Source organism: Klebsiella sp. V115_8 (genome assembly GCF_029967715.1).
Classification (GTDB): domain Bacteria; phylum Pseudomonadota; class Gammaproteobacteria; order Enterobacterales; family Enterobacteriaceae; genus Klebsiella; species Klebsiella quasipneumoniae.
The window spans coordinates 1-26,861 of the sequence record NZ_JASCAR010000003.1; the positions used below are offsets into that span (position 1 = coordinate 1).

Annotated in this window: 26 protein-coding genes; 6 read left to right on the forward strand and 20 right to left on the reverse strand. The window is 56.2% G+C overall.

The window, feature by feature from the left end; genetic code table 11:
- From QLG03_RS04830 to mdh, 7 genes are all read right to left on the reverse strand, one after another.
- The coding region (locus QLG03_RS04830; protein ID WP_282473603.1) for an oxaloacetate decarboxylase subunit gamma at positions 1 to 243 on the reverse strand (243 nt) is incomplete at its 3' end.
- Between the two features lie 141 nt (positions 244 to 384).
- Complete coding sequence (ttdB, locus tag QLG03_RS04835) at positions 385 to 1,002, reverse strand: L(+)-tartrate dehydratase subunit beta (protein WP_110238500.1); 618 nt, start codon at positions 1,000 to 1,002, stop codon at positions 385 to 387.
- Positions 1,002 to 1,901, reverse strand: a complete 900-nt coding sequence (gene ttdA / locus QLG03_RS04840) for a L(+)-tartrate dehydratase subunit alpha (RefSeq protein WP_012540456.1) — start codon at positions 1,899 to 1,901, stop codon at positions 1,002 to 1,004. Before ttdA ends, ttdB begins: the two co-directional genes overlap by 1 nt.
- Positions 1,902 to 1,933: 32 nt before the next feature.
- Entirely contained in the window at positions 1,934 to 3,202 is a 1,269-nt protein-coding gene (locus QLG03_RS04845; RefSeq protein ID WP_065813237.1) for an SLC13 family permease, read from the reverse strand.
- Between the two features lie 211 nt (positions 3,203 to 3,413).
- The gene (locus tag QLG03_RS04850) at positions 3,414 to 4,079 is read right to left on the reverse strand and encodes a GntR family transcriptional regulator (protein WP_282473604.1); all 666 of its coding nucleotides are present in this window, start codon (positions 4,077 to 4,079) and stop codon (positions 3,414 to 3,416) included.
- Positions 4,066 to 4,695 carry a GntR family transcriptional regulator gene (locus QLG03_RS04855; RefSeq protein WP_044524918.1) on the reverse strand — a complete coding sequence of 210 codons (630 nt, stop codon included), beginning with the start codon at positions 4,693 to 4,695 and terminating at the stop codon, positions 4,066 to 4,068. Before QLG03_RS04855 ends, QLG03_RS04850 begins: the two co-directional genes overlap by 14 nt.
- Positions 4,696 to 4,826: 131 nt before the next feature.
- Positions 4,827 to 5,765: a malate dehydrogenase gene (gene mdh, locus QLG03_RS04860; RefSeq protein ID WP_023291150.1), complete on the reverse strand. Its 939-nt coding sequence runs from the start codon at positions 5,763 to 5,765 to the stop codon at positions 4,827 to 4,829.
- A gap of 414 nt (positions 5,766 to 6,179) precedes the next feature.
- Here mdh and argR point away from each other — a divergent pair, with 414 nt between their 5' ends.
- From argR to yhcN-B, 3 genes are all read left to right on the forward strand, one after another.
- Positions 6,180 to 6,650, forward strand: coding sequence for a transcriptional regulator ArgR (gene argR / locus QLG03_RS04865; RefSeq protein ID WP_002918625.1), 471 nt, complete (start codon positions 6,180 to 6,182; stop codon positions 6,648 to 6,650).
- A gap of 373 nt (positions 6,651 to 7,023) precedes the next feature.
- Entirely contained in the window at positions 7,024 to 7,287 is a 264-nt protein-coding gene (yhcN, locus tag QLG03_RS04870; RefSeq protein ID WP_017899932.1) for a peroxide/acid stress response protein YhcN, read from the forward strand.
- A gap of 99 nt (positions 7,288 to 7,386) precedes the next feature.
- Positions 7,387 to 7,653, forward strand: coding sequence for a DUF1471 family stress response protein YhcN-B (gene yhcN-B / locus QLG03_RS04875; protein ID WP_002918627.1), 267 nt, complete (start codon positions 7,387 to 7,389; stop codon positions 7,651 to 7,653).
- A 50-nt stretch (positions 7,654 to 7,703) separates the two neighbouring features.
- On the opposite strand, the gene QLG03_RS04880 is transcribed toward yhcN-B, so the two are convergent.
- From QLG03_RS04880 to aaeX, 4 genes are all read right to left on the reverse strand, one after another.
- The gene (locus QLG03_RS04880) at positions 7,704 to 7,979 is read right to left on the reverse strand and encodes a barstar family protein (protein ID WP_002918629.1); all 276 of its coding nucleotides are present in this window, start codon (positions 7,977 to 7,979) and stop codon (positions 7,704 to 7,706) included.
- A 79-nt stretch (positions 7,980 to 8,058) separates the two neighbouring features.
- A complete protein-coding gene (gene aaeB, locus QLG03_RS04885) occupies positions 8,059 to 10,026 on the reverse strand; it encodes a p-hydroxybenzoic acid efflux pump subunit AaeB (RefSeq protein WP_023291151.1) in 1,968 nt (655 codons plus the stop codon).
- Positions 10,027 to 10,031: 5 nt separating this feature from the next.
- A complete protein-coding gene (aaeA, locus tag QLG03_RS04890; RefSeq protein WP_023291152.1) occupies positions 10,032 to 10,964 on the reverse strand; it encodes a p-hydroxybenzoic acid efflux pump subunit AaeA in 933 nt (310 codons plus the stop codon).
- Between the two features lie 7 nt (positions 10,965 to 10,971).
- Positions 10,972 to 11,175 carry a p-hydroxybenzoic acid efflux pump operon protein AaeX gene (aaeX, locus tag QLG03_RS04895; protein ID WP_002918640.1) on the reverse strand — a complete coding sequence of 68 codons (204 nt, stop codon included), beginning with the start codon at positions 11,173 to 11,175 and terminating at the stop codon, positions 10,972 to 10,974.
- 131 nt (positions 11,176 to 11,306) lie between these two features.
- Between aaeX and aaeR the strand changes: the two genes are divergently transcribed.
- The gene (aaeR, locus tag QLG03_RS04900) at positions 11,307 to 12,236 is read left to right on the forward strand and encodes an HTH-type transcriptional activator AaeR (protein ID WP_002918641.1); all 930 of its coding nucleotides are present in this window, start codon (positions 11,307 to 11,309) and stop codon (positions 12,234 to 12,236) included.
- Positions 12,237 to 12,271: 35 nt separating this feature from the next.
- Here the strand turns inward: aaeR and tldD are convergent, their stop codons facing one another.
- The 9 genes from tldD to QLG03_RS04945 form a co-directional block, all read right to left on the reverse strand.
- Positions 12,272 to 13,717 carry a metalloprotease TldD gene (gene tldD / locus QLG03_RS04905; protein ID WP_004206236.1) on the reverse strand — a complete coding sequence of 482 codons (1,446 nt, stop codon included), beginning with the start codon at positions 13,715 to 13,717 and terminating at the stop codon, positions 12,272 to 12,274.
- 88 nt (positions 13,718 to 13,805) lie between these two features.
- Positions 13,806 to 17,603: an AsmA2 domain-containing protein YhdP gene (gene yhdP, locus QLG03_RS04910; protein ID WP_182962420.1), complete on the reverse strand. Its 3,798-nt coding sequence runs from the start codon at positions 17,601 to 17,603 to the stop codon at positions 13,806 to 13,808.
- Positions 17,604 to 17,640: 37 nt separating this feature from the next.
- The gene (rng, locus tag QLG03_RS04915) at positions 17,641 to 19,110 is read right to left on the reverse strand and encodes a ribonuclease G (RefSeq protein WP_004206239.1); all 1,470 of its coding nucleotides are present in this window, start codon (positions 19,108 to 19,110) and stop codon (positions 17,641 to 17,643) included.
- 2 nt (positions 19,111 to 19,112) lie between these two features.
- Positions 19,113 to 19,694: a nucleoside triphosphate pyrophosphatase gene (locus tag QLG03_RS04920; RefSeq protein ID WP_023291155.1), complete on the reverse strand. Its 582-nt coding sequence runs from the start codon at positions 19,692 to 19,694 to the stop codon at positions 19,113 to 19,115.
- Positions 19,695 to 19,701: 7 nt separating this feature from the next.
- Positions 19,702 to 20,190: a rod shape-determining protein MreD gene (gene mreD, locus QLG03_RS04925; protein ID WP_002918648.1), complete on the reverse strand. Its 489-nt coding sequence runs from the start codon at positions 20,188 to 20,190 to the stop codon at positions 19,702 to 19,704.
- Positions 20,190 to 21,182, reverse strand: coding sequence for a rod shape-determining protein MreC (mreC, locus tag QLG03_RS04930; protein ID WP_004206242.1), 993 nt, complete (start codon positions 21,180 to 21,182; stop codon positions 20,190 to 20,192). The genes mreD and mreC overlap by 1 nt, the downstream gene beginning before the upstream one ends.
- Before the next feature lie 70 nt (positions 21,183 to 21,252).
- Positions 21,253 to 22,296 carry a rod shape-determining protein MreB gene (gene mreB / locus QLG03_RS04935; RefSeq protein ID WP_002918653.1) on the reverse strand — a complete coding sequence of 348 codons (1,044 nt, stop codon included), beginning with the start codon at positions 22,294 to 22,296 and terminating at the stop codon, positions 21,253 to 21,255.
- Between the two features lie 305 nt (positions 22,297 to 22,601).
- Positions 22,602 to 24,542 (reverse strand): RNase E specificity factor CsrD, encoded by a 1,941-nt coding sequence (gene csrD / locus QLG03_RS04940; RefSeq protein ID WP_044524921.1) that lies wholly within the window; start codon positions 24,540 to 24,542, stop codon positions 22,602 to 22,604.
- Positions 24,543 to 24,621: 79 nt separating this feature from the next.
- The gene (locus tag QLG03_RS04945) at positions 24,622 to 24,813 is read right to left on the reverse strand and encodes a hypothetical protein (protein WP_032429221.1); all 192 of its coding nucleotides are present in this window, start codon (positions 24,811 to 24,813) and stop codon (positions 24,622 to 24,624) included.
- A gap of 230 nt (positions 24,814 to 25,043) precedes the next feature.
- Between QLG03_RS04945 and msrP the strand changes: the two genes are divergently transcribed.
- Together msrP and msrQ are read left to right on the forward strand one after the other, a co-directional pair.
- Positions 25,044 to 26,045, forward strand: coding sequence for a protein-methionine-sulfoxide reductase catalytic subunit MsrP (gene msrP / locus QLG03_RS04950; protein WP_032454192.1), 1,002 nt, complete (start codon positions 25,044 to 25,046; stop codon positions 26,043 to 26,045).
- Positions 26,045 to 26,644, forward strand: coding sequence for a protein-methionine-sulfoxide reductase heme-binding subunit MsrQ (msrQ, locus tag QLG03_RS04955; RefSeq protein ID WP_135719309.1), 600 nt, complete (start codon positions 26,045 to 26,047; stop codon positions 26,642 to 26,644). Before msrP ends, msrQ begins: the two co-directional genes overlap by 1 nt.
- Positions 26,645 to 26,861 lie beyond the last annotated feature (217 nt).

The following is a 26,861-nucleotide window of genomic DNA, read 5'->3' on the forward strand; positions in this document are numbered from 1 at the left end:
AAGACGGCGATGGTGGTGAATGGCGGCGACAATCGCCGGCGTTAAGCGGGCGAAGTCGCCGGCGGGCGCAACGGCGGCCGGCGCCGGTTTGGGGGCGGCAGGCGGCTCGGGAAACAGGCGGTTGACGGCGAGGGACATTCCCCGGATGGCGAAAATGAGCAGCAGCAGGAACACCAGCACAAAGCCCATGCCGAGAAACATCAGGGTGAAGCCTTCGCCTAACAGGACGGCATTATCAGTCATAAAATAGCCTTTGGGAGGGGCGCAATAATGGCTAACAGCAGACCGCGTTAGCAGAGTGGATTTCCCCGGACCGCCTGGTCAGAAGCCTCTGTTTAGCGGTCAGCTGCCGCTGCCATTACTGCGCTATATATTCAATCGGGGTTATTTAATGAAGCTCACATGTTTGCAGATTTCATCGGTGACAATGTCTTTGCGCTGATTAAAGATCACTTTATTCTGCTCAAACAGGTTATTGCCGTGGGTATCGATTGAGACAATTAACGGCCCGAACTCTTTCACCCGACATACCCATAAGGTTTCCGGCATCCCTAAATCACGCCACTGCGCATCTTCGATTTCTTCCACGCAGACCGCGGCGACGACCGCGCAGCCGGCCGGGAACACGCAGTGCAAGGCTTTATGCTCGGCGCAACCCTCTTCCGTTCCCTTCCCCATACCGCCTTTACCAACGATTAATTTCACGCCGGTTCTGGCAATAAACTCTTTTTCAAATTTCTCCATGCGCATACTGGTGGTCGGCCCAACGGAGACCATTTCAAATTTATTTTCCGAACCTTTAATCGGTCGCACAATCGGCCCGGCATGCAATATCGCGCCACCGGCAACATTAACCGGTAATTCACGACCGCCCTCAATTAAGCGACGATGAGCCACATCTCGACAGGTCACAATATGGCCGTTGAGATAAATGATATCGCCCGCTTTAATATCAGCTAAATCTTCATCTTTAATGGGCGTAGTGAGTATTTTTTTAGCCATCAGAATGCCACTCCTGTGTGAGACGTAATGGTGTAGTTCAGGTCTTTATCGAAAACGATATGTCCTTTGCGGTGCGACCAGCAGCCAACGTTAACCGCCACGCCAATAGTGGAAGGATGACGGGCTGTATTTTCGATATTGACGCCCATTACGGAGGTATTGCCGGACATCCCCTGCGGCCCCAGGCCAATTTTGTTGATGCCGTCTTCGAGCATTTTTTCCAGCGATGCCGCGCGTTCGTTGTCATTGTGCGAGCCAATCGGGCGCATCAGCGCTTTCTTCGACAACAGCGCCGCCGTTTCAACGGAAGTCGCAACGCCAACGCCAACCAGCAGCGGCGGACAGGCGTTCAGACCATAGCTGGTCATCACATCCAGTACAAAGCGGGTCACCCCTTCATAGCCAGCGCCAGGCATCAACACCATCGCTTTACCCGGCAGCGAGCAGCCGCCGCCAGCCATATAGGTGTAGATGCTGCACTGATCGGAATCCGGGACAATCTCCCAGAAAACGGTGGGCGTCCCTTTGCCAACGTTTTTGCCGGTGTTGTATTCATCAAAGGTCTCGACGCTGTTATGACGCAGCGGGGAGTCGACGGTGGCTTTGATCACCGATTCGCGCAACAGCGCTTCCAGTTCGCCGATCAGCGGGAAGTTGGCGCCGCACTCCACCAGAAACTGGATCACGCCGGTATCCTGGCAGGAGGGACGATCCAGCTCTTTCGCCAGTCGCTGGTTTTCAATCATGGTGGTGAAGATGACATCCGCCAGCTGGCTGGTCTCTTTCTTATGCAACTCTTTTAGTTTTGCCGTGACGTCATCAGGCAATACTTTGCCGGTATATCCCACAAATCTGGCCATAATGTCGGTCATGCGGGATATCTGTTCACTTTTGCTCATAAAGGCTCCTTAGTCAGAACAGCGTCCGTAAGTTACGGATGAAAAGGGAAAAGGATTGGCAGCAGGATCAGGCTGACAATGGTGGAAACGATAATCAGAGGGATGCCGGACTTGGCGTAATCGACGAATTTATAGCCCCCGGCCGACAGCACCATCATATTGGCGGGCATACCGATCGGCGTCGCATAGGCGCAGGAGCTACCAATCACTGTCGCCATCAGCACCGCACGCGGATCGGCTCCCATACCGGCGGCAATAGACAGGCTCACTGGCACCAGTAGCGCGACGGTGGCGGTATTGGACATAAAGTTGGTCATCACCACGGAGAGGATAAAAACCACCACCAGCAGCATGAACGGCGAGGAGTTGTTGCCCAGCAGACCGATAACCTGGTCAGCCACCAGCTTGCCCGCCCCGGTCATTTCCAGCGCCTTTGCCAGCGCCAGGGTGCCGCCGAAGATAAAAATAGTCTGTGAATCAATGGCTTTGTAAGCTTGCTTTTCCGTCAGTACCCCAGTAACAATCAGCACCAGGGCACCAATACAGCCCGCCACCGCCAGGCTAATGCCGGTCTGTTTTTCGAAAATCATGCCGAGGATCGTGGCGATCAGTACGACCAGGGACAGGATCTGCTTCCAGCGCGGAACGTGACTGTAATCACGCTGTTCACCGACGCTGCCCACTTCACCGCTGTTCGGGTTATTGGGCAGGAACTTATAGCCGATGGTCAGGAAATAGAGGATGCCGCAGACCAGCATTGGTAGGCCCACTTTCGCATACTCAAAGAAGCCGAAACCGCTACCGATCTTCTGCAGGGCCGATTGTGCGATCAGGTTGCCCGGAGCGCCAATCAGCGACAGGTTGCCGCCCAGCGCGGCAGCAAACACCAGCGGCATCAGCAGACGCGAGCGGGTAAATCCCGATTTGGCGGCCACGCCAATCACGACCGGGATCAATACGGCTGCCGTACCGGTATTCGAGAGAAAACCTGACATCACGCCAACCACCACCATAATGGTGAAGATCAGCTGCTTCTCAGTTTTGGCGAAGTGAGTGATCACCCCACCGACTTTATTGGCCATCCCGGTCTCAAATAACGCCCCGCCAACAATAAACATGGCGACAAAGAGAATGACGTTGCTGTCGATAAAACCGGCAAAGGCCTGCTTTAGATCCAATACGCCAGTGACCACTAACGCCACGCAAACCACCATGGAAGTCACTGCCAGCGGCACCTTCTCCCAGATAAACATGACGATAGCGAACACCAGCAAACATAGGGTGATGGTAATCGGTTCCATACTTATAATTTTTCCTATCAATGATATATGATATTGTATCCAATATTGACGAAGGAGAAATTATTCCCATGCAAAAAGTAAGTCAATGCGTTTTTGTGGAATGATCGCGCAATGAGATCTGCATCAAGATCCTGCGCAGATCGTCACGAGGAGGAATTAATAATGTTGATAAATACAACAAACGCCAGCCATTCGCTGGCGATCGAACCGGTCAGGGTGCCGGATCGGGCAGGTAACGCGTGAGCATATTCTCCATCGAGCGGATGATATGCTCATGCATTCGCTGGCGGGCCAGCGCTTCGTTATGCTGCTCAAGCGCTTGTAAGATCGCTTTATGTTCACGAATGGAAATGATGGCGTACTCTTCTTCGGTCACCTTGTGCCCCATCGAGAGTCCGTTCCACATGTTGCAGAGCAGCATCTTCATTTTTTCATTTCCCGCCGCGTTCCAGATCTCCATGTGGAAGGCCTGATTCAGGTCGGAATATTCAGCAGAATTATTGTCTGCCAGCGCCTTCTCTGCGGCATAGTGAACCTGAGCGATGCGTGTAATATCGGTCCCTGGGCGAGAAGCTTTCGCCACCGCTTCACTTTCCAGTACGGCGCGAATTTCGTAATGCTCGCGGATAGTCTGCTCATTAATCCCCAGCACCACCGCACCTTTATTCGGCCGCACTTGAATCAGGCCATCAGCGGCTAAAATCTGAAACGCTTCACGTACCGGCATGCTGGAAACGCCAACCATTTTGGCAATCCCTTCAAGGGTAATTTCCTGCCCTTCCACTAAATCCCGCGAAAGGATCGCTTTACGCAAAACCGCCGCCACCTGCTCCTTCGCGGAAAGAAGCTTAATTTTCCCTAAGTTAGGCTTCTGCACTTTCCCAATCCTTCATATGTTGACGCATTATCTCCGCAAGGATAAGGAAATAACGCTGTGTTGCCTGAGCAATTTTTTCGCCTTCACCCTGGCCAATGGCGCTCGCCAGTTCGCTCAGGATCTGCGCCGACTCCTGGCCATCCTCTTTCAGGTACAGAATGACATAGGAAATATAACCGTCCAAAAATTGCTGATACGCCTTTGCCAGATAGCGGTTATCAAGATAGGAAATCAGCAACTGATGAAACGCCAGTTCACCGGCGTTATCACCAGCACACGCCAGCTCCTGCGCGCGTACGCGAAGTAATTCCCCCTGATTCGCCGGCACAAGGGCAAATAGTTCCGCAGCCATCACCGCGATAACGCGAAAAATATGGCTCACGTCCTCGACGGCCAGCGTGGAGACCTGCATATGTCGGTTAGGCAAGCGCACCAGAAATCCTTCCTGTTCAAGGGACTGTAGCGCTTCCCTAACCGGCATACGTGAAAGTCCCAGCTGTTCTGCGATGTTCTCCTGAGTCAATTCCTCCCCGGGTTTCATGGCGCCGGAGAGGATCTGATAACGAATCATCTGCGCGATTTGGTCCCGGGTCTGTTTTCTTTCGATCTTTTTCACGCTGTCCTCATGGCTGGTGGCTTAAAACGCGGGGGATTTTAGCAGATTTGCCCGACCGCTGGCGCATTGGGGCGAAAAGTGAGGTAATAAAAAGCCGGAACAACAGTTCCGGCTTTTTTGAGCGTGCGAGGTTACTTGTTGACGAAGTCTTCGCCGAGCGCGATATCTTTCTTCAGGGTGTCCAGCATGCCTTCCAGCGCCTGCTGCTCAAAGGCGCTGAGTTTGCCGATAGACTGACGCTCTTCTACGCCATTCTTCCCCAGCAGCAGCGGCTGAGAGAAGAAACGCGCATACTGGCCGTCGCCTTCCACGTAGGCGCACTCCACTACGCCTTTTTCTCCCTGCATGGCGCGAACCAGAGAAAGGCCAAAGCGCGCAGCCGCCTGACCCATCGACAAGGTCGCCGACCCGCCGCCCGCTTTCGCTTCCACGACCTCGGTACCGGCGTTTTGAATGCGTTTAGTCAGATCGGCCACTTCCTGATCGCTAAAGCTGACGCCAGGGATCTGCGACAGTAAAGGCAGAATGGTGACCCCGGAGTGACCGCCAATAACCGGGACTTCCACCTCGGTTGCCGATTGACCTTTCAGCTCCGCCACAAAGGTATTGGAGCGGATGATGTCCAGCGTAGTCACGCCGAACAGTTTGTTTTTATCGTACACGCCGGCTTTTTTCAGCACTTCGGCGGCGATGGCCACGGTGGTGTTCACCGGGTTGGTAATAATGCCGATGCAGGCCTGCGGGCAGGTTTTGGCAATCTGCTGCACGAGGTTCTTAACGATACCCGCATTCACATTAAACAGGTCGGAACGATCCATGCCGGGCTTACGCGCTACGCCCGCGGAGATCAGCACCACATCAGCGCCTTCCAGCGCCGGGGTAGCATCTTCACCGGAAAATCCTTTAATTTTTACATCTGTGGGGATATGACTTAGATCTACCGCCACGCCCGGCGTAACCGGAGCGATGTCGTACAACGAGAGCTCTGAACCTGAAGGCAGTTGGGTCTTAAGTAGTAGGGCAAGCGCCTGGCCGATACCACCGGCAGCGCCAAGGACTGCAACTTTCATCCTAAACTCCTTATTATGGTTAATTTAGTCTTTCGTTATTCCGTCGCCTGGACCTTAATTCACAAGATGAACAATTACAATGATTATGGCTGAAGAATGCATTATTGTGCGTAGCAATAGAACAGCGGCGCACTTTATGCTTCCTGACTGACCATCCAGCAAAGCGAAGTACCGGATCGACTATTGGTTACAATACACCCAGCCAGTTGCGCAAAACAACACCAACTCAATAACATTTCATTTACTTTTACATGCCTTTAAGCGTTGTGATGAGAACATGTTCCTTATACGGTTTTTTTGCTAAAATATGCCCCCTTCATAACATTATTGACCTATCCCCTCGCGGATTATTTGCATAAAAATTCACGGTTATGCATAATGATGTTGATTTTACCACCATAATCTGGGTGACTTATGCGAAGTTCGGCAAAACAAGAAGAACTGGTTAAAGCGTTTAAAGCGCTGCTTAAAGAAGAGAAATTCAGCTCGCAGGGAGAGATCGTCCAGGCGCTGCAGGAAGAAGGCTTCGAGAATATCAACCAATCGAAGGTTTCCCGCATGCTCACCAAATTTGGCGCGGTTCGTACCCGTAACGCCAAAATGGAAATGGTCTATTGCCTGCCTGCCGAGCTTGGCGTGCCGACCACCTCCAGCCCACTGAAAAATCTGGTGCTGGATATCGATTATAACGATGCCGTCGTGGTGATTCACACCAGCCCCGGGGCAGCGCAGCTGATCGCCCGTCTTCTCGACTCGCTGGGCAAGGCGGAAGGTATTCTTGGCAGCATCGCCGGGGATGACACCATCTTCACCACGCCAGCGCGCGGTTTCACAGTGAAAGATCTGCACGACGCTATCCTGGTGCTGTTCGAACAGGAACTCTGAGCATTCCCCTCTGGCAACCGTCAGAGGGTGATTCCCCCTCTTCTCTCCCTCCCCCCTTTCAACTCAACAAAAATTTAACATTTCGTGTGATTTAGCCTGTCTATACGTTCTTTTACGTAAGGGAAACGCCTAAAACGCACGAAAGATCAAAATCGTATACCTTTATGATTTTATTAGAAATAAAACTTATCTCTGTCTGTGACTCGTCATTTTTAATTCTTATCGGTTATAAAAAGCGCAATTTATTGTAACTATTAACGCACAAAACAATTAGCATGGTATTAATATTTTTGGTGATTAGTGTATACTTGTTTTTGTGATGAGGGTCACGAAACAAAGACCCTCAACAAAAAGATTCGACGAGGTGAACATCATGAAAATCAAAACCACTGTAGCAGCTCTCAGCATCCTGTCCGTCATGTCGTTTGGCGCTTTCGCCGCTGATGTTATTAACAGCGAGCAAGCCCAGGGCCGCGAGGCCATCGGTACAGTTTCCGTCGGCGCGGTAGCCTCTTCCCCGATGGATATGCATGAAATGCTGAACAAAAAAGCGCAGGAAGAAGGGGCTTCTTCTTACCGCATTATCGAAGCCCGCACTGGCGACCACTGGCATGCCACTGCTGAGCTGTATAAATAAGTTTTAGATCGTCAACGATTAACCCGACAAAAATTCTCTACCGCGGCCCGGCCTCATTCATCGCCCCGCCGCGGAAAAACAAAGACTGGAGTAAAGATTATGAAACGCGCAATGATCATCGCATCCCTTGGCTTGGCTTCCCTTCTCTCTTTCGGCGCTAGCGCGGCCGTTCAGCAAGTGAACGCTGAGCAAGCCCAGAACCTGCAGTCCATGGGCACCATCTCGGTTTCCCAGGTAGGTAGTGCGCCAATGGACATGCGTCAGGAACTGGCCGCTAAAGCCGAGAAAGAAGGCGCCAGCAGCTACCGTATTATTGAAGCACGTACCGGCGATAGCTGGCACGCCACCGCTGAGCTGTACAAATAAACCCTCGTCGTCTTATTTCGACGACTTGCCCCCGCCTGCCGGGGGCTTTTTTATGCCTGCCGGGCGTTAAAACGTAACTCCCCCTCCAGCTCTTCCTCTGCTTCATCAAATAATAAAATTAACGCCCCAAAGCGCCGACGCTGCTTGTCATTTAAATGGATGAACTCAATGTCCAGCGGCAGCGGCAGCAGCCCACCGGTCACCGCGTCCCATAGCGAATCAAGGTTGTTGACCTTATCCTGTGCCAGCTCGAAGGTGCGGGAAAACTCCCGGTAGAAATCCTGTTGCTCGGCGATTTCGTCAAAATCAAACGTATAGGTGGTCATGGCAGCCCCTCCCGCTTCTCTTCCTGTCGCCGTTAAGTATAGCGATAAAAAAACCGACGCCTGGGCGTCGGTTTATGGGTTAACTGCTGGTCAGCACATGCTGGTACTTGTGCAACATCTCAACCAGTCGCCGTACCGGCTCGGTCACCTGCGGCGAAGCCTCCCAGACCCGCAGCTTCTCCTGATAAACATCAAGCTCCGCCAGCAGCCGGGTAAAGTAGCGCCGACGCTTATCATCGCTCCCGGCGGAGATTACATGATCCGCGGTACGTCGCAGCTGGCGATGGAACGCCGACAGATCCTCATTCACCGGCACGGGCGCATCGCGCAGGCGCTGGTGGGCAATGATTAACGTCAACGCCAGTCGGAAACGAGCGACATCGCCGGGGAATTTGTTGAGCAATAAAAACAGCTGCTGATAGAGCGCGGGCAGATGATTCTCTTTGCGACGCGCCGAGTTGGTGGTCAGCGAAGAGACCGCCGCGGAGACAAACTGGTTCAGCAGCACCCGACCGGTTCTTGCCCGGGAGTTATCCCTGACAATGAGAATAACCATCAGGGCGAGGAAACAACCGACGATCTGCCCCAGCGCGCTATCGAGGAACTGACTGAACTGGAACTGCATCGGGTTATCCAGCACCAGAATGTTGATGGTGCTCGCCAGCGCCCCCAGCGATCCGAGGCGCCTTTTCTGCACTTCGATACCGATAAAAAACGCCATCGCCGCCAGGCTGATACAAAGCAACAGCATACTCTGCTGCGTCGCCGGCATGATCACCAGAAAGTACAGGGTACCCAGCGGTAACGCCGCCAGAGTACCGTAGAGGAAGTCTATCGCCACCATTCGCGGGTTAGGCAAGCGCATCGCCAGCGCGGTAACCACGGCAATCATTACCATCGCGCCGCTGCCTGAGGTCCAGCCCGTCCACAGCCAGAACAGCGTCCCAAGGATACAGGAGACGGAGGTACGCCAGAAGTTCACCATCGCGTGGTGACGCTCGGCGGACTCCACTTTAACCACCGTTTCGCCGCGCAATACACCGTCTTCGATGCGGCTGATTTTGGTGTTGCCCACCACGCCACGCTTAAGCAGCAGGTAACGGGTGGCTGCGCCTACCCAGCTGTAGATGGTGACCGGCGTATTATGCTCGCCTTTCCAGGTCAGGAAGCGACGCATACGCTTCAGCTGCTGGTGAACATCCTGCACCGTCTCAACCGGCTCAGCGAACAGCTCGCGGTAGTCGTCCGTCACCATTTCCGGGCGCGAGTTCTGAATCAGGTAGGTTTCGCAAGCCTGGGTGATAAGCGTTAGCGAGAGGGTATTGATCGCCTTCAGGCGTTGATTCGCCTTAGCCCAGCGAGAGGACTCCATAATCAGGTTACTGCGCATTCCTTCCAGCGCCGTGGTGCGACGCACCAGCGCTCCCCAGGCCTGATCCACTTCATCTTTTTCGCCGTGCGCAACGCATAACTGCATCAGCTTATACTGCGCAATCAGCAGGTTATCCAGTTCAAGGTCGATCTCTTTTTTAATCGAACGCGGGGAGAACAGCAGATCGGCGACGATGGCGCTGACAATCCCGATGACGATTTCGCTACAGCGCTCAACGGCAAACTGCGGCGCCAGCATCGGATCGGTGTGGATGGTAATAATGATAATCAGCGCGGTGTATCCGGCCAGCCCCCAGGCATAGGAGTTTTCGACCTTGACCAGCGACGAAACCCAGGTACAAAACCCGGCCCACAGGCAGCAGACCAGCATCATCAGCAGAGGGGCGCGGATCATCAGGATGATGATGACCAGCGCCGCAATACAGCCAATAAAGGTCCCGGCAATACGCAACATGCCGCGATAGCGGATCGCGCCGGAGTACGGCTCTCCCCCGGCGGCAAAGGCCGGGCCAGCGGCGACAATCGCCGCGGTCAGCACCGCCCAGCGCGGCGTTTCGAGCTGAAAATGGAAGCCGACGAACAGCGCCAACACCACCGCGCATGCAAGCTTAATAGCAAAGCGGAGATGCTGGGGAGCAATAGTATATGTCCCCATAGCGATTAACCGAATTCGCGCAGGCGCATAGCCAGTTTCTGGAAGAAGTTGGCCTGGCTGGTATCACGGTCTTCTTTACCGGTGATCACCACCGTCGCCGTCGTGCCCGATGGCCACAGATTCCCCTGCTGGTGGTCAAGGCGAATACGAACCGGCACACGCTGCGCCAGACGCACCCATTCAAGGTTGGAATCCACCGAAGCCATCCCTTTCGAGTCGCTGCTGCTGCTGGCGTTGGTTACCCCCGCAGCGATACTGTCCACCGTGCCTTTAATGGTTTTGCTGCTGCCAAGCGGGGTAATTTCCGCCCGGTATCCAGGGCGGACGCCTTCCAGTTTAGTCTCTTCCAGATAGGCCATGACGTAAAATGTATTCTCTTTCACCAGCGCCACCGCCGTGGAGCCGCGGGTGATAAATTCCCCGGTATAGACGTTAAGGTTGGTCACCCAGCCATCCGCGGGGGCGCGAATCTCTGTGCGCTGCAGGTCCAGTCTGGCCAGGTCGCGGCTGGCCACCGCTTTCGCCAGCTGATGCTCAACGGTCTGCAGCACGTTGTTCGCCTGGTCAATCTCTTCCCGCGACATCGCCTGGACGCCAAGCTTATTACGCCGACCGGCTTCGACACGTTTTTCCTGGGCTAAGGTCTGGTAGTAGGCGACATCGGCTTCCGCCTGCGCCAGCGCTTTTTGGTAACGAGGTTGGTCAATAACGAACAATACCTGGTCTTTCTTAACCAGTTGGTTATCCTTGACGTTTACCTGGGAAATCAGCCCGGAGACGTCGGGAGCAATGGCCACAATGTCGGCGCTAAAGCGCGCATCCCGCGTCCACGGCGAGGCGGTGTAGTAAACCCAGGCGCGGAAAATCGCCACGAAGGCCAAAATGACCAGTATCACGGTAATAGCGGTACGGAGGATATTTCTTGTTAGTGTTTTCACATCAACCTCAAACGAACAAGCGCGATATCAAATAAAAAAGGCAGCAATATAGCGCCGTATTAAACAGTGCAGGGTGCCAGACAAAATCGTAAATGCCGGTCGGAACCAGCAATCGGTGCACCAGCCAGAAGATGGCCAGCGACAAAAGCAACTCGAAGAAGATCGGCGGAAACGATAAGCCGAAAATCACGATGACAGGAAACAGACTCATGATGACCTTGAATAAGAAGCGTACAGGTAGTGAGCAGATGCGTTTATTATGTAGCTAACAATATATTAACGTAACGATTGCCGCATTATCTACAATGTGTGATCTAAATCACTTTTAAGCCAGAGTGAATAATGGAACGATTAAAGCGCATGTCCGTTTTCGCCAAAGTGGTCGAATTAGGTTCCTTCACCGCAGCGGCCCGCCAGCTTCAGATGAGCGTTTCCTCGATCAGTCAGACCGTCGCCAAACTGGAAGATGAACTGCAGGTGAAGCTGCTCAACCGCAGCACCCGCAGCCTTGGCTTAACGGAAGCGGGTAAAATTTACTATCAGGGCTGCCGTAGGATGCTGTTTGAAGCACAGGATGTCCATGAGCAATTATACGCATTTAACAACACCCCTATCGGAACGCTGCGTATCGGCTGCTCTTCAACTATGGCACAGAATGTTCTGGCGCGCATAACGGCGAAAATGCTGAAAGAATACCCCGGGCTCTCCGTCAATCTGGTCACCGGCATACCTGCGCCGGACCTGATCGCCGACGGTCTTGACGTGGTGATCCGCGTGGGCGCCCTGCAGGATTCCAGTCTTTTTTCCCGCCGTCTGGGCTCAATGCCGATGGTGTTATGCGCCGCGAAAAGCTATCTGGCGCAGGCTGGCAATCCTGAGAAACCGGCCGATCTTGCCGGGCATGCCTGGCTGGAATATAGCGTGCGGCCGGACAATGAGTTTGTCATTATCGCGCCGGAAGGGATCTCAACCCGCCTGACCCCGCAGGGGCGCTTTGTGACCAATGACCCCATGACGCTGGTGCGCTGGCTGACCGCCGGGGTGGGTATCGCCTATGTGCCGTTGATGTGGGCGATCGAAGAGATCAATCGCGGTGAGCTTGAGATCCTGCTGCCGAGCTACCAGTCCGATCCGCGTCCGGTCTACGCCCTGTACACCGAAAAGGATAAACTGCCGCTGAAAGTGCAGGTCTGTATCAATTATCTGACGGAGTATTTTGTCGACGTGGCGAAGATCTATCAGGGGATGCACGGCAGAGGGATCGCCCGCTGAAGCGGTTCCCGGCGACGCCGGGAACCCGCTCAGGATCAGGCAGTGCCGCCGACGGTGAGGTTATCGACCTTCAGGGTCGGCTGGCCAACGCCCACCGGCACGCTCTGGCCCTCTTTGCCACAGACGCCGACGCCGTTATCCAGACGCAGATCGTTACCCACCATCGAAATCTGCTGCATAGTCTCAATCCCGGAGCCGATCAGTGTAGCGCCTTTCACCGCCTTCGTGACCTTGCCTTTTTCGATCAGATAGGCCTCGGAGGTGGAGAAGACAAACTTACCGGAGGTGATATCCACCTGCCCGCCGCCGAAGTTAGGCGCGAAGATACCGTAGTCCACCGACTCGATAATCTCCTGCGGCGTGGACTGGCCCGCCAGCATATAGGTGTTGGTCATACGCGGCATCGGCAGATGGGCATAGGATTCACGGCGGCCGTTGCCGGTCGGCGCGACGCCCATCAGACGCGCATTGAGTTTATCCTGCATGTAGCCTTTCAGGATGCCGTTTTCGATCAGCACATTGTATTGACCCGGCGTTCCTTCGTCATCGATGGCCACCGAGCCACGACGGTCGACGATGGTGCCGTCGTCCACGACGGTGCACAGCTCAGAGGCGACTAATTCCCCCATATGGCCGCTAAAGACCGAGGTGCCGCGACGGTTGAAATCGCCTTCCAGGCCGTGACCGACCGCTTCGTGCAGCAGGACGCCAGGCCAGCCGGCGCCGAGCACCACCGGCAGCATCCCCGCCGGGGCGGCGACCGCCGAGAGGTTAACCAGCGCCATGCGCACCGCTTCTTTCGCCCAGGCGTCGGCCCGTACTTCGCCCTCCTGAGAGGCGAGGAAATAGTCATAGCCAAAACGCCCGCCGCCGCCGCTGCTGCCGCGCTCGCGTTTGCCGTCCTCTTCCACCAGCACGCTGACCGAGAGGCGCACCAGCGGACGAACGTCGGCGGCCAGAGTGCCGTCGGTGGCGGCCACCAGAATCAGCTCATAGACCCCGCTCAGGCTGGCCGAAACCTCCTGCACGCGCTGGTCCGCCGCGCGGGCGACTTTGTCTACCCGGCGGAGAATATCCAGCTTCTCTTCCCGGCTCATACTCTGCAGCGGGTCGATGCTGGTATAGAGGGCGCTGTGCTCTACGGCGCCGAGGGTCTGTACTTTGCCATTGCCAGTCTCGCGCACAATGGTCCGCGCCGCCTGGGCGCTCTGCTCCAGCGCCAGCTTGCTGATCTGGTCAGCGTAGGCAAAGCCCGTTTTTTCGCCGCTGACGGCGCGCACGCCTACGCCCTGGTCGATATTGTACGACCCATCTTTAATGATGCTGTCTTCCAGAACCCAGGATTCGTGATAGCTCGACTGAAAATAGAGATCGCCGTAATCGAGGCGGCGCTCGGTCAGTTGACCAAGAATGGCAAACAGGTCCTGATGATTCAGGCCATTTGCCGACAGTAATTGTTCACTTACCAGGTTCAGACTCATCGTTATGCTACTCGTTTGTTGCCGCCTGACAGGCGGAAATACAGAAGGCTATCTATTGAGATTGCGGCAATTCCCGGCAATCGTCAAATCATTGCTTTTTGTTGCTGCGCGCCTGGCGCAGCACTTCATTGATCTGCGGCTGGTCAATCGGGCCGGTGATGCGATAGCGCAGTATCGAGACTTTGTTCCACAGCGGCCCCAGCACCTTGCTGGCGGCAAACACCGCCGCGCCGACAATCGGGTTGACGGCGAAGGCCGCCGCCACACCGACGGTCGCGGAGATCTCCGGCGCCACCACCGCCTGCAGGTCCAGATGACGACGCACCAGATCAACCGACCCTTTCATGGCAATGTCCGCCTCCAGGCCATCCACCAGCGTATCATCGGTATGCAGTACACCATCCTTAATCCAGGCCGTACTGTTAATCGAGTCGAAGTAAAATCCTTCGCTAAAGGTATCGCTGAAGTCGAAGCGCAGTTTGCGCAGCAGGGCATCGACGCTCAGCAAACGCAGCAGCTGGCCTGCGTGTCCGGTACTCAGGTCGGTAAACTGACCCTTGCCGAGGTGGCTTTTAATGATCCCATTGAGCGACGCGACATCGGGTGACCAGGGCGGCGCGCGCCAGTGCAGATCGTAGTCGATATCAAACGGCGAATCCTTCACCGGTGTGGAAACGCCAAAGAAATCCGCAAATTCATTCGTTTTATTGCCATGCAGTCTGCCTTTCAGCGAGGTGCGCACCCCGGAAGGGGCGTTAACCCACACGCCGTCGGTCGTCAGCCGGCCAAACCCGGTATCCACCAGTCCGTTGGAGAGCGTTAAGGTATCGCCCTTGATCGCTACATCGCCGTCGATACGGCCATATTTTTGCCCCCACAGCCAGCATTCCGCGCAGCGCAGCTGCAGATCGGGCCAACCGTGGAAATCCAGCCGCGTCTCCGCCTGCGGGGCCACGTTCTCCGTTCCGCCCTTGCCGCTGGCGCTGGCCGGGTTGAAATAGAGATAACGCACATTTGCCAGCCACGGGGCATTGTCGCGCATCGTCAGGGTGGCGTTGATCTCGCGCCCCTGCGCCTCAACCTGTGAACCGCCGGTGACCGGCTGCGACATCAGACTCAGGTTGTTCCATTGCTGGCCGGCCAGCGCCAGCGACGGCGTACGCAGCACAATGCGCGGTGGAAAGAGGACGCTGCTGCTGACTTCATTCGCCGCGCCCTTCTGGAACAGCGCCAGCCACTGCGCGCCATCCATCGGCGGCAGATTGAGCTCAACGCCGGGCTGGTCGGGCAGCGGAGAGGGTCCTTTGCTGTCCGTCGTGAGGATCGCTCTGTCCAGCGTCAGCTTACGGTTCAGCAACCAGCGGCTGTTGATATGATTCTTCGCGCCAACGGATCCGGTCAGGTCGAAGCTGCTCAGACCGCCGGCAACGTTAATTTTGACCGGCAGGGGTTCGCCAGCGGGCTTGTTGACCGGTGAAGGTAAGTGACTGCTCACATTCTTCAGATCGCCATTGATATCAACCTTATAGCTGGCATTGCCATGGTACGGCAGTTCGATAGCGACTTTACCCTCCCACGGAACGCTACCGCTCAGCGCCTCATTAACCGCTTTCGGCAGCAGCCCGGTGCGCGACGGTTGCCAGCTGGCGTTCATCCCGACATCCACCAGAAACGCTTTTTCGCCTTCGCGGGTGGAAAAATTGAGGTTCAGCGGCTGATTAAACCAGGTCGCGCTCAACGTTTGACTATTAAGATCGCCATTCACAAAGCTGAAATTACCGCTCAGATTCTGCAGCGTGGTATCTAACGGCTTGATAAACAGATCGTTATTCTGCAGATGCACATCGCCTTTCGCGGTGGTCATTTCGCCATCGAGGGGAATGTTCAGATGTAAGCGAGCGCTTACATCACCATCCAGCTGCAGGGAATCCAGCGCCGCTCCCAGGGTCTCTTTCAGCGGCGTGGTGTTGAAATAAGGTCCCACCTCTTTCCCCGGGCCTTTGATATCGGCATCAATCAGCAGTTTTTCCTGCGCATAATCCGGGATCGCGGCATCGAGATTGCTGGCGGTTACGTTGCCGAGCATCGCTTTCTCCGCCCGCATCCACAGGCCGCTGTTGATAAAATTAAGGTCGATATTCAACCCGGTCAGCGCCGGCCAGTCCGGTTGAAAAGCGAAAGTGGCATTCTTCAGCGGGACGTAAACCTGGAACTGTCCTTCGTTGTGCGGATACGGGAACAGATGTGGGTTGCCGCCATACACCAGCGTCGCATCGCGTGCCTGTCCGGCTTTTATCGCGCCGCTGAGATAGTCCACCAGCGCTTTGCCCATCAGGTTTTCCGGGAAGTAACGCCACGCCTGGCCGCCATCGTTGGTGCTGATCCCCGCCAGAATGCCCAGCCAGGGATCGTCCCCCTGCGGTTGCAGATAGCGGAAGCCGCCGCGGGCGCGTACCCCCGTCGCCTGCACGTCAATATCGCGGCCATCAAGCATAAACCCTTTGTCATTTTTCACCCAGCTGAGGGTGGCTTCGCCAGCGGCGATCTCCAGCGGGGCCCGGAAAACACCGGTATACGGCATCAGCGCCTTCGTCATGCGCGCGCGCAGTTCCCCATGCTCAACGCTGCCATTCAGGCTGCCGGAAAAGTGTTCCGCTCCCGGCAGGAGTTTCCACTGCTTCCACGCCAGATCGCTCCACTGCGCCTGAAAGCGCGTTTTCTCCGTCGCCTGCAGGGGAATATCGAGAGCCAGCAGGTTGATTTTGCCGCTGGGCTGCGTGGTGCGCCAGAGTTCGCCCAATGAAGGCGCCAGCTTATCGGCAAACGGCTGCAGTCCGCTCAGACCGCTGAGGGCTAAGTTGCTGGCGCGAATACGTAATTCATCGCTACGCTGATGACCGTCGCCACCGACATCCTGCGCTGGGATCCACGCCATCGCCAGCGCGCCGCTTGGCCAGGGTTTATCGTCGATCGCGATCCGCGTATCGGGAATGTAGAAGCCCCAGCTCTGCTTGTCATGGGAGAGATGCGCCGTCAGGTTATCCACTGACAGGTGATGAACCTCGCTATCCCCCTGCCAGCTGGCGCCCCCTTTTTTCAGCCATACGTCGCCGCTGGCCACATCGCCTTTTTCAATGGTCATCCAGCCTTCGAGGCTGAAGCGGGCGCTTTTCAGGGCGATATTGTCCTGCATCCAGCGGCCCAGCCAGGGCTTGACGTCAATATCGTCAGCCTGCAGCCAGACCCGGCCTTTGTTCAGCAGGCCATCCTCATCGCGGAGATCCATCCGCACCTGCATGACGCCATGCTGGCCGGTGAGACTGGAAAGGCTGAGCTGCCCCTCGGCGCGGTGACGGTTCCTGCCGTTAAGCCAGGTCAGCTGCGGGACCGCCAGCTCCGCCCGCTGACCGGAAATAGTCAGGAAGCTCAGATGACTGTCGCGCAGAGTAAAGTGGTCGAACTGACGTAAAAAGAGATCGCTGACGCGGTCGGTTTTCAGGCTTTCGCCGCCGTCATTGGTCTGAATAGGGGTATTGGTATGGATCTGCAGCTGCCAGAAGGTGAGATCGCGAAACTGCCAGCGCATATGCAACAGACTCTGCCAGACGTCCAGCGCCAGGGTCACGCGCTTGACCGCCATTGTCCCACCATCTTTCAGCCCGACATGAATATCGCGGACATCTAATGTTGGGCCAAAAGTTTGCCAGCTGGCGGCGATCTGCGAGGCATCCACCGGCGTGCCGGTGAGAGAGGAGATCTTCTCCAGCAGCTGCGGACGCCAGGCATCGAGCTGCGGCAACACGAGACGCAAGCCACTCACCAGCAGCGCGACGATAACAATCAGTGTTGCCACGGTGAGCAATAAAATCCCGGGCAGTCGCCTCACGCCTCTCTCCTTGTCAGCCGCACAATGACGCAGTGTCTTACATCATAACCACATCGAACTGCTCTTGATTATAGAGCGGCTCAATTTGTACTTTCACCTGCTTGCCGACAAAGATCTCCACTTCCGCCAGCGCATGCGACTCTTCCCCTTTCAGGGTTTCCGCCACCGCAGGGGAAGCATAGACCAGGAAGCGATCGGAATCATAAGCATGATGCACGCGAACGATCTCACGCATAATCTCATAGCATACCGTTTCCACGGACTTTACCGTTCCGCGTCCGTGGCAGGTCGGGCATTCGTTGCACAGCACATGCTCCACGCTTTCGCGGGTGCGTTTACGGGTCATCTCCACCAGACCCAACTGGGAGAAACCGTTGATGCTGGTCTTCACTCGGTCTTTACTGAGGGCCTGCTCCAGGGAGTGCAACACCCGCCGGCGATGGTCTTCATTGTTCATGTCGATGAAATCAATGATGATAATGCCGCCGAGATTACGCAAACGCAGCTGGCGGGCTATCGCCTGGGTGGCTTCGATATTGGTATTGAAGATAGTATCGTCAAGATTGCGATGCCCAACAAACGCCCCGGTGTTGATATCGATGGTGGTCATCGCCTCGGTCTGGTCGATGATCAGATACCCCCCGGACTTGAGCTCGACTTTACGCTCCAGCGCGCGCTGAATTTCGTTCTCAACGTCAAAGAGATCGAATATCGGCTGACGGCCGCTGTAGTGTTCCAGCTTGCTGGTCATTTCCGGGATATATTCGGCGGTAAATTCGAGCAGCGCCTCGTAGGTCAGCCGCGAGTCGACGCGAATCCGGTCGAGATGCGCGTCGGCAAAATCACGCAGCACGCGCTGAGCCAGGGCCAGCTCGCCGTACAGCTGATAGCGGGTCTGGTTGCGCTTTTTGCGCTCCATCACCTTGGTCCATACGCGCTTAAGATAGGCGGCATCGGCGGCCATCTCTTGCTCGTGAACGCCTTCCGCGGCGGTGCGAATGATAAATCCGCCCTGCTCGTCGCAGTACTCTGCCACGACCTTTTTCAGCCGCTCGCGCTCGGCTTCGCTTTCAATGCGCTGAGAGACCCCCACGTGGGAGGCGCCCGGCATAAAGACCAGATAGCGGGAAGGCAGGGTAATATCGGTGGTCAGACGCGCGCCTTTGGTACCGAGCGGATCTTTAACCACCTGGACCATCAGGTCCTGGCCCTGGCGCACCAGCTCCGAAATATCGCGCACGGTAAACTGCTTTTGCTCTTCACCGGCAACGCACTCGGTATGCGGCATGATATCGGAGGCGTGGAGGAACGCCGCCTTATCCAGACCAATATCTACAAAAGCCGCCTGCATTCCCGGCAGCACTCGGCTAACACGACCTTTGTAGATATTGCCTACTATTCCGCGTCGCGCTTCACGCTCAATATGGATTTCCTGCAGAATACCGCCATCAATATACGCAACGCGCGTTTCGGATGGCGTTACGTTCACTAATAATTCAGCCGTCATCTTTATCCCTTTTCTTTACGCAGTGAGTTAAAGTTACTGAGCAACTCATACGTTTCCACCAGCGGTAAGCCGACTACGGCGTGATAGCTGCCATTAATCTTCCTGACGAAACAGCCACCCAACCCTTGAATACCGTATGCACCTGCTTTATCTAAAGGCTCGCCGCTGGCCACATAATCGGCGATATCCTGCTCGCTGAGCGGCCGGAAGGTCACTTCCGTGACCACCAAGCAATCCAGCGTCTGCTGCTTATCCGCCAGCGCCACCGCGGTCATGACCTGATGGGTTTGGCCGGAAAGCAGGCGCAGCATCGCTGCAGCGTGTTCGGCGTCGCGCGGTTTTTCCAGCACTTCGCCGTTCAAAATAACAATCGTATCCGCTCCCAAAACCGGCAAATCCCGCGATGCCAGCGCCACTCCGGCCTGCGCCTTTTCGCGCGCCAGGCGCACGACATAGTGCTGCGCGCTCTCCTGCGGCTGGCGCTGCTCCTCGATACCAGGAACCAGACGCTCAAACGCGAGACCAAGCTGAGTCAGCAGTTCCTGCCGACGCGGGGAACCAGAAGCAAGATACAGAGTTGTCATATCAACCTTATTGCACTGCAAATTGCTGACGCACTTTACGCATCAGCAGGAAGAGCCATGGCCAGAGGATACCGTTTACTACACTACTCCAGAATACTTCCGGACGGAAAGAGACGTTGATCACTAAAAACTCTGCCCAGAAAACAATGATATCCACGGCGAGGGATAACAGCATGACCACCAGCGCCTGTTGCCACAGCGCCAGGTTACGGAACAGCTGATACTTCAGCGCCACCAGATAGGCGACGATGCTTAAGGACAGCGCGCGAACGCCCAGCGTCGAGCCGCTGATGAGATCAAGAATAGCCCCCATCACGAAGCCCGTTCCCACATTCACCCGGTGCGGCAGCGCGAGGATCCAGTACAGCAGGATCAATAATACCCAGTTGGGCCGGAAAACGCTGATGTCCGCCGGCCAGGGCATAATTTGCAGCAATAGCGCGATAAGAAACGAGAGCCAGATAACCCAGCGTCCCTGGCTACGGTAACTTGCCACTATTGCCCCCCTGCAGGCTGCGACGGCTGAGACGGCGTCAGCCCGGTGGCGGGCGCCGGCATCTGCGGCCCCATCGCATCCGGCGCAGGCAACACCTGCGGCATCATCTGCATCAGGCGTTCGTTAGCCACCCGATGGACCTCTTCCGGGGTCATCGGGTTAGCGCCATTGCGATCGGCGCCCCACAGCAGCAGCAGATAGCGCAAACGCTGCAGACCGGCCGTCGGACGCGCCTGGATCACCGTGTAGGCGCGCTGGGTGTCCAGTTTCACTGAAGAGACAACCCCAACCGGGTACCCTTCCGGGAAACGACCGCCCAGACCGGAGGTCACCAGCACATCGCCGACGCGAATATCGGTATTTGCCGGCAGATGCTCAAGCTGGAGGTCGTCGGTGCAGCCGTTACCGGCGGCAATGACGCGAATATCGTTCCGCAGGACCTGGATCGGCAACGCATGGGTGGCATCACAGATCAGCAGTACCCGGCTGGTCATTTTCGCCACGGCTACGACCTGCCCCACCACGCCTTTATCACTGATAACCGGCTGGCCTTCGTAGACGCCGTTGACGCTGCCCTTATCAATAACCACCTGATCGCTGTAGGGGTCGTTGACCGTTGAGATGACCTGGGTCACCATTTTTTGCTCGTCCTGGCGCAGCGGCGAGCCAAGCAGTTCACGCAGGCGCGCATTCTCCTGCTTGTACTGGCCCAGCATCAGCAGATCGCTGTTTTTCAGCAACAGCTCCTGACGCAGCGCGCGGTTTTCCAGTTCGAGCTGGTCACGGGTAGCCAGCGTCTGCGATACGCTGTCGAGCAGTTCCCGGGGACCATTAGAGACAAAGTAGAAAGGGCTGACGGCTGTATCCATGTACGTTCTGATTTGACTGAACGTACCCAGGCGGCTGTCGGCGATAATCACGCCAAGCGCCACCAGCACCGCCAGAATAAGGCGAATCTGTAGCGAGGGGCCACGGCTAAAAATTGGCTTCATAGGCTATGCGTATTCTCGTGTCAGTAAAGACCTGGGGCAGCGCGGAAGCCACCCCGGACCTTCAGGCTGACTACTCTTCGCTAAACAGGTCGCCGCCGTGCATGTCGATCATTTCCAGCGCCTTGCCGCCGCCACGCGCTACGCAGGTCAGCGGATCTTCAGCAACCACGACTGGAATACCGGTTTCTTCCATTAACAGACGGTCCAGGTTGCGCAGCAGCGCACCACCGCCGGTGAGAACCATCCCGCGCTCGGAGATATCAGACGCCAGTTCCGGCGGGCACTGCTCAAGGGCAACCATGACCGCGCTCACGATGCCGGTCAGCGGCTCCTGCAGCGCTTCAAGAATTTCGTTTGAGTTCAGGGTGAAGCCGCGTGGAACGCCTTCCGCCAGGTTACGGCCGCGCACTTCAATTTCACGCACTTCATCGCCCGGGTAAGCCGAACCGATTTCATGTTTGATACGCTCAGCGGTCGCTTCACCGATTAGAGAGCCGTAGTTACGACGCACGTAATTGATGACGGCTTCGTCGAAGCGGTCGCCGCCGATACGCACGGAAGAAGAGTAAACCACGCCGTTCAGGGAGATAACCGCTACCTCGGTGGTACCGCCGCCGATATCCACCACCATGGAACCGGTCGCTTCAGAAACCGGCAGGCCAGCGCCGATCGCGGCCGCCATCGGTTCTTCAATCAGGAACACTTCGCGAGCGCCAGCGCCCTGCGCGGATTCACGGATAGCGCGACGCTCAACCTGGGTGGCGCCAACCGGCACGCAGACCAGTACGCGCGGGCTCGGGCGCATAAAGCTGTTGCTGTGCACTTGTTTGATAAAGTGCTGCAGCATCTTTTCCGTCACGAAGAAGTCAGCGATAACGCCGTCCTTCATCGGGCGAATCGCCGCGATATTACCCGGGGTACGGCCGAGCATCTGCTTCGCTTCATGACCCACGGCGGCGACGCTTTTCGGCGATCCGGCACGATCCTGACGAATGGCCACCACGGAAGGCTCATTCAATACGATGCCTTGTCCTTTTACGTAAATAAGGGTATTCGCGGTACCCAGGTCAATGGACAGGTCATTGGAAAACATGCCACGAAATTTTTTTAACATACTAAGGGATAATCCTGAAAGCTGGGGCGGAAAACAAAATCCGCTTACTTTACCAACCACACGCAGCAGCGACAAGGCGCAAAAATCACCTGCTGCGGTGAAAATTAGTGCAGTTCATTTCCTTTGTTACAAATTTTTCCGACTCCGTTCATTGCTGAAATCTTCAGCAGCGCTCCACGCCTGAATTTGTAACCTGTCAAAGGAGGGTCACTGGCATTTACATTGCGATGATCCGGCAGGTAGACAAGCACACCCCCTTCACGATGGCGCGCGTTATTCTACGTGAAATCACGCTAAACGGCAGATCAAACCGAGTATCTTTGCGAATATTTTTTCACATTTGTGTCAAGTGGCTGTGAGGCGGCAAAAAATTCCCCCTGCCCGCCCGTGACACCGCATTGGGACAGTACCAGCCACTCGCTGCGGCTGCGTACGCCCGTCGCAAAAACTTGCATAGGCATGCCTTTACAGGCTTCCACCAGGCTTTGCACCAGCAGCTGGTTCTCGCTGCGCTTTTCGATGTTGCGCGCCAGGCCCGGATGCAGTTTGATCAGCTCCGCATCCAGCTGCTTGATCCAGCTGGTTCCCACCAGGGTTAACCCTGCCTGAACCACCGCCACCCGAACGCCAAGCGCGTTAACCAACCGCATAACCGGCTGCAGACGGCCGATATATTGACAAACATCTGCCTCAGCAAGTTCAAAAATAATCCGTTGACGCTGCGATTTTTCACACTGCATTAGAGCATCACGCAGCCAGCGCTGGAAACGCGGACGGATCAGCGACTCCACCGACAGCTGCAGCGCCAGATTCTCCTCGGGCCAGAAGCCTAAAAACGGCAGCAGGCGCGTCACCTGCAGGCGGTCATACTCCTCCGCCAGGCCAAACTGCAGCACCATCGGCATGTACTCGGCGGCAATCACCTCTTCTTTACCGTCGTACATCCGCGACATCAGTTCACGGTGATGCACCCGACCGTCGCGGGTGACGGCGGGCTTCTGGTACAACCGCGGCCCGCCGCGGCTCAGCATCTGTTCGATCAGCGTCCGCCAGCGAACGTTGCCGCGGCCTTTCTCCGGAAGGGTATCGTCATAGACCGACCAGCTGTTGCTGCCCTGCAGCACCGCGTTGCGCGTTGCCGCTTCTGCATGTTCCATCACTTGCGCCGCCGATTGTCCGCTGCGGAAAGAACAGATGCCGATATGCATCATATCGTCACGATCGAGGATCCGCGTCGGAGGCAGCGCGTCCATGGCCTTCAGCAGCAGCCCGGCGATACTATCCGCCTCTTTTAACGTGCGGTGCGGCAGCAGCACGGCGAAGTCGCTACGGTGATAGCGCGCCAGCAGCGCGCCAGGGTAACGCATAATAAAGGTAGAGAGCAGGTTGATAAGCGTGAAGTAATGTTCTTCGGCCGCTGCCCGCCCCCAGTTGTCCCGTAGCAGATCAAACTCCGGTAGACGGATCATCATCACGATGCCGTACGCCCCCACCTTCTCCTGATCTTCCAGCAGCGTGGCCAGCTGATTGTCAAAAAACAGGCGATTATTCAGCCCGGTTTTAGAATCCTGTGCCGCATAGGAGCGAATCAGCGTATCCATCCGGCTGCGCTGATCGCTGGCAAACTGCAGCTCCGACAGCAGCATATCCAGCGCGCTACTGGTGCTGGCAGGCCATTCATAGACTGAGCCGCGCACCTGCGGCCCGCGCTCGCCGCTCAGGATACGCGTGGAACGAAGCTCAAGCAGCTCCTGACCCGCCAGCTGGCGGCGGATCCAGCGGACGGCGAAGAAAATAATCACCACCATGAAGCCGATGGAGATCGACAGCGGGGCGGTAATCGACAGCGAACGGAAATAGTTCACCATCGGGTCAACGTAGACCAGATGCAGAGAGATACCGGGATGTTTCAACGACGGGACCGTGATCTCACGGAATTGCTCATGACTGCCAAGCGGGCGATAGCTGTCGGTTCGGGAGTGGCTGTAGAGCGGTTTACCGTTAAGCATGAAATCGATATGCACGATCTCTATCGGCGTCATCAGCTCATCCAGCTGCGGCTCAAGCTTATCAAAAGAGGTGGTGATGAGCCGGTTATCCAGCATGGTCGCCACCGCCTGAACCCGGTTTTCGACCTTGTTCTCAATGCCGTTGTAAAAACTCAGCGAAGCGCCAATCAGCGTGACAAAGATGGTCAGGCTAGTTAGCAGCGTGATAAAGGCTGAGAACTTCGTCGTTAATCGCATCCCTGTGTTAACTCCGCGAGTGAATGACTGCCCGATGAACCATCAGGCTCCCGTGCCGGCGCGCGCCTTGACGCTAGCATTAACCTTTTAAAGCGCGACGCATACTATCAAAGATGGCGAGTCTGGCAATGGAATGCGTATTATCGGCGAAAGTATGCCGATAGCGAGTATAGTCGGCAGAAAAAATTTGCCAATCGCCGCCCGCCTGCGGCCTGCGCCAGAAGCGCTTTAATTTTAGACGCTGGATGGCAAACCCGCGCCAGCGGCGCACATTATTGCCGATTTTACGTCCTGCCAGCCTCCCGTCCGCTTTTTTCCCTGCTAAAGATGCCGGGTCAGGCGCGGTAAAGGAAACGTCTTGCGCCACTTTCCGATGATTCCTGGACGACCGCGCCCCTGCTTCGGCGGCGGCTCATGCTCCTAATGTGCAATTTTTCGTGACATATTCGCGATTCATCGCCGCCTCCGTCATGCTTAAGGAAACGCATGACGGAGGACACCATGAAAAGAAAAAAACTGACGGAAGCCGACGTCACGGCCGAATCCGTTTTTATGCTCCAGCGGCGCCAGGTACTGAAAATGCTGGGCATCAGCGCGACCGCCCTTTCGCTTCCCGCCGCCGCGCAGGCCGACCTGCTGGACTGGTTTAAAGGCCACGACCGTCCGCCAGCCCCGGCGGGCAAAGCCCTGGACTTTGCTAAACCCGCTGAATGGCAGGCTAAGCTGACGCTTACCCCGGAAGATAAAGTCTCCGGCTACAATAACTTTTATGAATTCGGCCTCGATAAAGCCGATCCGGCGGCGAACGCGGGTAGCCTGCGCACCGATCCCTGGACATTGACCATCGGCGGTGAGGTGGCGAAGCCGCTGACTCTCGACCATGACGATCTGACCAAACGCTTCCCGCTGGAAGAGCGTATTTATCGTATGCGCTGCGTGGAAGCCTGGTCGATGGTGGTCCCCTGGGTCGGCTTCCCGCTGCATAAGCTGTTGGCGCTGGTGGAGCCCACCAGCAATGCGCGCTATGTGGCCTTCAAAACCCTCTATGCTCCGGATCAAATGCCCGGGCAGAAAGATCGGTTTATCGGCGGGGGGCTGGCTTACCCTTACGTGGAGGGGCTGCGGCTGGATGAAGCGATGCATCCGCTGACGCTGCTCACCGTCGGGGTGTATGGCAAAGCGCTGCCGCCGCAAAATGGCGCGCCGGTCCGCCTTACTGTGCCGTGGAAGTACGGTTTCAAAGGCATTAAATCCATCGTCAGCATTGAACTGACCCGCGAGCGGCCGCCGACCACCTGGAACCTGGCGGCACCGGACGAATACGGCTTCTTCGCCAACGTCAATCCGCACGTCGATCACCCCCGCTGGTCGCAGGCCAGCGAGCGGTTTATCGGCGCCGGCGGCGTACTCGATGTCAAGCGTCAGCCAACCCTGCTGTTTAACGGCTATGCCGACGAGGTGGCGTCGTTGTATCGCGGCATGAATCTGCGGGAGAACTTCTAGTGCGTTTCACCGTCAAACAGATCGCCTGGCTGAAGGTTTTACTTCATCTGGCGGGTATTTTGCCGCTGGTCTGGCTATTCTGGGCCGGACATCAGGGCTACTTTAGCGCCGATCCGGCCAAGGATATCCAGCATTTTACCGGCAGGATGGCGCTGAAGTTTCTGCTGGCGACGCTGCTGGTCTCCCCGCTGGCGCGCTATGCGAAACAACCATTATTGATTCGCGTTCGTCGCCTGTTAGGTTTATGGTGTTTCGCCTGGGCGACGCTGCACCTGACCAGCTATACCCTGCTGGAGCTGGGCATTAACAATCTGGCGCTGCTGGGCTCGGAGATTATCAACCGCCCCTATCTGACGTTAGGCATGGTCAGCTGGGCGATCCTGCTGGCGCTGGCGGTGACGTCGACGCAGGCGATGCAGCGAAAACTGGGCCGCCGCTGGCAACTTTTACACAACTTCGTCTATCTGGTGGCGATCCTCGCGCCGATTCACTACCTGTGGTCAGTGAAGATCCTCTCGCCGCAGCCCATCATTTATGCCCTGCTGGCAGTGGCGCTGCTGGCATGGCGTTACAAGAAGTTCCGCCAGTGGTGGCGCTGAATCCCGTAATGTGCAGTTTCCCGCAGATCCTTTATCAACCGCGACTCTTTTTAAGATAGCGGTTGATAATCTTCCCTGATAAGACCAGTATTTAGCTGCCAATTGCTACGAAATCGTTATAATGTGCGACTTTGGCTTTCCTGACGGGGTTTTCTGACCCTGAAAAGGTGACAAGGGCGCATTGAAGGTATATGTTGTTTTTTACCCGAAAATGGCA